Raw genomic sequence first — 5,681 nt, 5'->3', positions numbered from 1 at the left:
AGGCAGCCGACCGCACTCGCGCTCGAACTGAGGCCGCAGGGCAGGAGTTGAGGTGCGCCCCGCGCGGGCAGCCACGGACATAGCTTCGGAGCGAACGCCGAAGTGTTATGAAGAGATTTTTTGCAAAGTCACCTGGCCGTGAGCGGAAGGCGTGTGCCTGTCCACCAGCAAAACCGGCAGAGGAGTTCCTTTGCGCAACCGTACACCACTAAACGAAAAGAAGGGAAATTGTCTTATGATTATCAGTCCAAACCAACCCGCGTTGGATTCACCCCAACCGCAGAGTCGGTCCCGCTCATCACTGACCAAGTCGCTGGCCCGGCTGGCCTCCGGCCCGCGGCAGGTGCTGCCGGTCGATGAGGAAGCCAGTCTGGCCCGATCCCTCAAATTTGCCGCGCGCATCGCCCAGAACGTGGCGGCGAGCGCGAGTGTCGAGAATGCCGTTCACTTCAGCCAGGCGCAGGAAGGCCTGCTCGAGAAGGTTCGGCAAGCCCTCGACCGGATGAGCGAGTTGTCCGAGCTGGCCCAGAACACCCGGTCGGATTTGCCCCGTTACGAAGGCGAATTCACCCAGTTGCAGGCTTACATCAGCGACATCACCGGCAAGCAATTCAATGGCATCCGGCTCTTTGGCAGCACGCCTCCGGTGCTGGCGAGTGAGGGCGAGGCCGCCGCGCCGGCCTTGAAAGAAATCAACCTGGCCGGTCCCACCACAACCGGCGTGCTCAATGCCTACAGCGGCATTTCCATTTCAAGTTCGGTGGCGGCCAAGTGCGCCCTGGACCAGTGCAAGATCGCCATCCAGGCGCTGGCCCACCTGAGGTCGCACGTCAACATCAACCTGCAGCGCCTGATCCTCACCCGCGAGCAATTGAGCATTCACAATGAAAACCTGTCCGCGGCAGGCCGCCGAATCGCGAATCCCAATGCGGCGCCGGGCGGCGCGGACTTCGCGCTCCTGAACATCCTGGTGCAATCCGGAGCCGCGATGCTCGCCGGAGTTCCGCAGCGTTCGCTGCGCCTTGCCGACGTCGGCGAGCCGGCCACAAGCCAGCGGAGTTCATGACATGATTTTCACGGAGTCAGCGGGTTGGGCTGCGGTCGCGCACCTTTGCGGTGCCGCGCGAGTCGCGCCGAGACGCCGTGATCTGACAGATTTGGCGCGGACGGCAGGGATGAGCGGGATGCGTGTCTGGCAAACCGTTCAAGGATGCCGGCCAGCCTTGGGCCGCGATGAGCCGAGTGATCGCACAGGACATGGAAAACGCCTGAACCAGTTTTCCCGACGGCAACGGATGCCGCGAGACCAATCAGACAAAAGGATTTGTCGTATGAGTCCATAGCATGTTTGTCCATCGAGTGGCGGGGCAGAAACCTGCCCGCTCAATTCCAGAGACGTGTTGGAACGGCCCTGAAGCCCGGATCTGAGCCGGAGTGCCGGGTCGCGCCTGCCCGCGTTCGTGGCGGACAAGAATGTCCGTGCTGACGCCGGGGCGTGCGACTGCACCGGCTAAAGATCAAGGCCTCGGCCGGTGGAGTTGGCGTGTGCCCACAGGGCGTGGGCCCGAGTGACGCCACGGACATAGCTTCGGAGCGAACACCGAAGCGGTTGTATGAACGAAATTTTTTCGGAGTCGTGCGGTCGTGCACGGAAAAGGGCTGGGCAAGATCCATGCCCTGAAGGCCCGCGATTCCCGGGCAAGACAGATTGGGTCGGAGCGACGCAGAAGAACTGCGCCCTGTGCGGGGCGTTGTTCGCGCCGCCAACCGGCCTGAAGTGGCGGTGGTCTCAGCCATCGCGCAGGAGAATGGAAAACGCCTGAACAAAATTTTTCCCGGCAGGGATGCCGCGCAGAAACAAAAAACAAAACCTCAAACCTCAAAAACAAAGATCAGTTATGATGAGCCTCAATACCAATGTAGCGTCGCTGCAAGCAGCGCGTCTCTTAACTCAATCCAGCTCCGCGCTGACGAAATCGTTGGCCCGCTTGTCCTCCGGATCGAAGATCGTTTCGCCCGAAGACGATCCGGGCGGCCTCAGCCAGGGAGTGCGCCTGGGCGCCCAGATCAACCGCGTCAAAGCCGCCAACAGCATCGTGGGCAACGCCGTCTCCTTCAGCCAGACCCAGGACGGCTTCCTGGAAACGGTGCAAAAGAAACTCGACCGGATGAGCGAACTCACGGTTCTGGCGCAAGACGCCACCAAGACCAACGGGGATTTGTCCAATTACCAATCTGAGTTCACGGCGCTCCAGGCCTACATCAGTGACGTGACGAACAAGACCTACAACGGGATCACATTGTTCGCGTCTTCCGGCATCGCCGTCACGACAGACAGCGATGGCGTGACTTTCGCGCTCGGGTCCGCCGAGTTGGCGGGCGCCACTTCGACGGGCGTGATTAACGCTTACAGCGGAATTTCCATCTCGACTTCCACGGCTGCGTATTCGGCCCTGAACCAGATCAAGACGGCGATCCAGGCCCTGGCGAGCATGCGCGCCGTGGTCGGGGCGAACATCTCCCGGTTGAATCTCACCAGCGACCAGTTGGAGATCCTGAACGAGAACCTTGTGGCAGCCAAAGGCCGGATGATGGATACCGACGTCGCCATGGAAAGCACCGAGTTCGCGCGGTTGAACATCCTGGTGCAATCCGGAACCACCATGCTCGCGCAAGCCAACGCGCAACCGCAGTTGGCTCTGACGCTCCTGCGCTAAGCCCACAATCTTTTCATCCTAAAAGACAAGACAACAACAGTTAAAACAAAGACGACAGAAACTATGATCAACCTCAATACAAACGTAGCCTCCATGAGCGCGGCCCGGTTGCTGAGCCATTCCAACACTGCGCTGACCAAATCACTGGCTCGCCTATCCTCGGGGTCGAGAATCGTCTCGCCGGAAGACGATCCCGGTGGATTGGGTCAATCGCTCCGGCTTGTCAGCCAGATGAACCGCGTCAGCGCAGCCAACACCAATGTGAGCAACGCCGTCTCCTTCAGCCAGACGCAGGACGGCTTCCTGCAAACGGTGCAGGAAAAACTCGACCGGATGAGCGAACTCTCGGTTCTGGCGCAGGACGCCACCAAAACCAACGGCGATCTTTCCAATTACCAGGCCGAATTCACCTCGCTGCAAGCCTACATCAGCGACGTCACGAACAAGACCTATAATGGGATCACCTTGTTCGGCAGCAGTGGCGTCGCAGTGACGCTCAACGCGGACGCCGTGACCTTCGCGCTGGGAGCGGCGGATCTCGCGGGCGCCGCCTCCACCGGCGTGATCAACGCGTACAGCGGGATTTCCGTCTCTACGTCCACGGCGGCGTTCAGCGCGTTGAATCAGATCAAGACCGCCATTCAGGCCCTGGCCGGCATGCGCGCCACGGTCGGGGCGAACATCTCGCGGTTGAATCTCACCAGCGAGCAGTTGACGGTGCTGAAGGAGAATCTCGCCGCGGCCAACAGCCGGATCGCGGATACCGACATCGCCTCGGAGAGCGCGGAATTCGTGCGGCTGAACATTCTGGTCCAAGCCGGAACTACCATGCTGGCACAGGCGAACGCTCAGCCTGGCATAGCCTTAACGCTTCTGCGGTAAGACCAAGGGCGTCTCAAAAACTGGGATCGCCCGCACCACATAGGTCATCGGGCCTTCGTCACGTCCCGACGACCGGAATTTAACAGACGGCTCACGCGGTTTGAGGTTCCGCGGAGCAAGGTCGGTCCGAGTGCAAGGACGCACCGGACCGATCCTATTTCTTTCCTGGGAGCCGTATCCCCTTGATCTCTCACGAATTATCTGCCGGGTTACGCCGAAGAAGTCGGCGAATATCTGATGAACCACGCCGAGGACGATCTGATCGCGTTTTGCTTTGAGGTTTGGGCACAGTTCGAGAAGTGTGCTCAGATGCGCAAACGAATCCATATCGAGTGACCGAAGAACCCTTCAATCCGCCCGGCCAGGAGCCTGTCCATCTCCCCATTGATGGCGTCCTGGACTTGCACACTTTCCAGCCCAGGGAAATCAAAGAACTGGTGCCGGATTACCTCGCGGCCTGCCGGGAGCGCGGGATTCTCCGGGTGCGGATCATCCATGGCAAAGGAATCGGCAACTTGCGTCGCACGGTTCACGCAATCCTGGCCCGGCTGCCGGAAGTGGCGTCCTTCTCGCTGGCGAGCGAACCGTTCGGAAGTTGGGGCGCCACGATCGTGCATCTGCGCGGTCCGGCACAAGCAGGAGGAGACGGTGCGGCGAGGACGCGGGGAAAGTAATCAGTAGTCAGTAATCAGTGAATCAGTGTCATCTCATGGCCTCCGTTGCCTCCTGTTAAGTTGAGTTCTTATGATAACCAAGGATTAGCAGGGTCCGAACTTGCCAGTTTCCGCCGCTTTCAGATATGGTGCGGGCATGGCACAAGCCACCACGGCGGAACCCGCCAAGAAAAAGCGCGGCCTGCTTTCGTTGCTGCCGATCATTGCCCTGGTCGTGATTCTTCCGGTCGGAGGATGGTTCGGCTACGACTTCTACAGAAAGAAGAAGGCCGGCGCTGGCGAAAGCGCCGGGGCAGGCGCGGGGGCGCATGGCAAGCCGGAAGGGAAGCCGGCCGAAAAAGGCGAAGGCGGGCACGGGAAGGAAGCCAAACATACTTTGCGCATGCCGCCGCGATTGGCGTTGCCGATCGCGGATAGCCCGCTGGTGTACCTGGCGGGCGACCCCAGCAAGGACATCCCGCCCCGCATCGTGACCACAAACGCCTTCAAAGTGAACAGCATCAGACCGTACAAGATCACGATCATGTTCGCGGACCAGACCAAAAAGAAACACTTTGGCGTGATGCAGCTTTATCTGGCCGGACAAGATACCGAGGGGTTGATGCGCGTGATTAACGAAAAACAGGCCGTCCTTTACGAGAACATCACGAACCTGCTTTCGGCCAAGATGCACCGGGACGTGAGAAGACTTGGGTTCCGGAATCTCCTCCGGTCAGAGATCACGGTGCTGGTGAATCAAATTCTGGAGACGAATCTCGTTCAAGAAGTGATCATCCCGGAGTTCATCACCCAATGAACCTTTGACTAATTCGCCGGACCTGGTACAACGCTGCCCGTTACTGAACCAAAACCGTTTATCCAAATCATTCGCATGAAAAAAATCGCTGTTTGTTTGATGCTCGCCGCGTTCGCCATGGGGTCTTCCGTGCAAGCCGGAGACAAAGCTGCCAACGCCAAGGCCAATACCTCGAAAACCACTTGCTCCGCCACAGTGCAGGCGAGCTGCGGCGAAAAGACCGCGTGCTGCGCGAAGACGGTCGCCGCCAAAGTCCGTCACGCCAAACGCGGCGCGACCCTTCTGGCGCGGCTGTAATCCTCAACTCTCCAGAAATCCCCGGCCCGGCACATGGGCCGGGGATTTTTTTTCTTTTGTCTTCCCAGTCGGAGGCATGCCCAGAGTCCGTTTTGCCTCGTTTCCCTCCCGCCACATTCTAAAGCCCATTCACCGCGAACCAGGTCTCTTTGCTGGCGGTTGATAATCGCGGTGCCAGTAAAGCGATTCAGTGAGTAACTGCCAAACCTGACCTTGGGGGTGACAGCATTGTTTTCGATCGATGCAAACAGACGCGAGGCCTCAGCCGCAACATACTGGGAGCTTTGTGTCCAAGCCAGATGCACAGACCCTTAG

At 59.4% G+C, this 5,681-nt stretch carries 6 protein-coding genes; all 6 read left to right on the top strand.

Features of this window, described 5'->3' with window-relative positions; all coding sequences use genetic code 11:
- The first annotated feature begins 235 nt into the window (after window positions 1–235).
- The 6 genes from FJ398_25515 to FJ398_25490 all read left to right on the top strand — a co-directional run bounded on the left by FJ398_25515 (window position 236) and on the right by FJ398_25490 (window position 5,366).
- A complete protein-coding gene (locus FJ398_25515) occupies window positions 236–1,066 on the top strand; it encodes a hypothetical protein (protein MBM3841249.1) in 831 nt (276 codons plus the stop codon).
- 832 nt (window positions 1,067–1,898) lie between these two features.
- The gene (locus FJ398_25510) at window positions 1,899–2,717 is read left to right on the top strand and encodes a flagellin (protein ID MBM3841248.1); all 819 of its coding nucleotides are present in this window, start codon (window positions 1,899–1,901) and stop codon (window positions 2,715–2,717) included.
- Window positions 2,718–2,780: 63 nt separating this feature from the next.
- The gene (locus FJ398_25505) at window positions 2,781–3,599 is read left to right on the top strand and encodes a flagellin (GenBank protein ID MBM3841247.1); all 819 of its coding nucleotides are present in this window, start codon (window positions 2,781–2,783) and stop codon (window positions 3,597–3,599) included.
- Between the two features lie 332 nt (window positions 3,600–3,931).
- Entirely contained in the window at window positions 3,932–4,273 is a 342-nt protein-coding gene (locus tag FJ398_25500; GenBank protein MBM3841246.1) for a Smr/MutS family protein, read from the top strand.
- 136 nt (window positions 4,274–4,409) lie between these two features.
- Window positions 4,410–5,069, top strand: a complete 660-nt coding sequence (locus FJ398_25495) for a flagellar basal body-associated FliL family protein (protein ID MBM3841245.1) — start codon at window positions 4,410–4,412, stop codon at window positions 5,067–5,069.
- A 75-nt stretch (window positions 5,070–5,144) separates the two neighbouring features.
- Window positions 5,145–5,366 carry a hypothetical protein gene (locus tag FJ398_25490; GenBank protein MBM3841244.1) on the top strand — a complete coding sequence of 74 codons (222 nt, stop codon included), beginning with the start codon at window positions 5,145–5,147 and terminating at the stop codon, window positions 5,364–5,366.
- Window positions 5,367–5,681 lie beyond the last annotated feature (315 nt).

It is taken from the genome of Verrucomicrobiota bacterium (assembly GCA_016871535.1).
GTDB lineage: Bacteria > Verrucomicrobiota > Verrucomicrobiia > Limisphaerales > SIBE01 > VHCZ01.
This window is presented reverse-complemented; position numbering and strand designations above follow the sequence as displayed.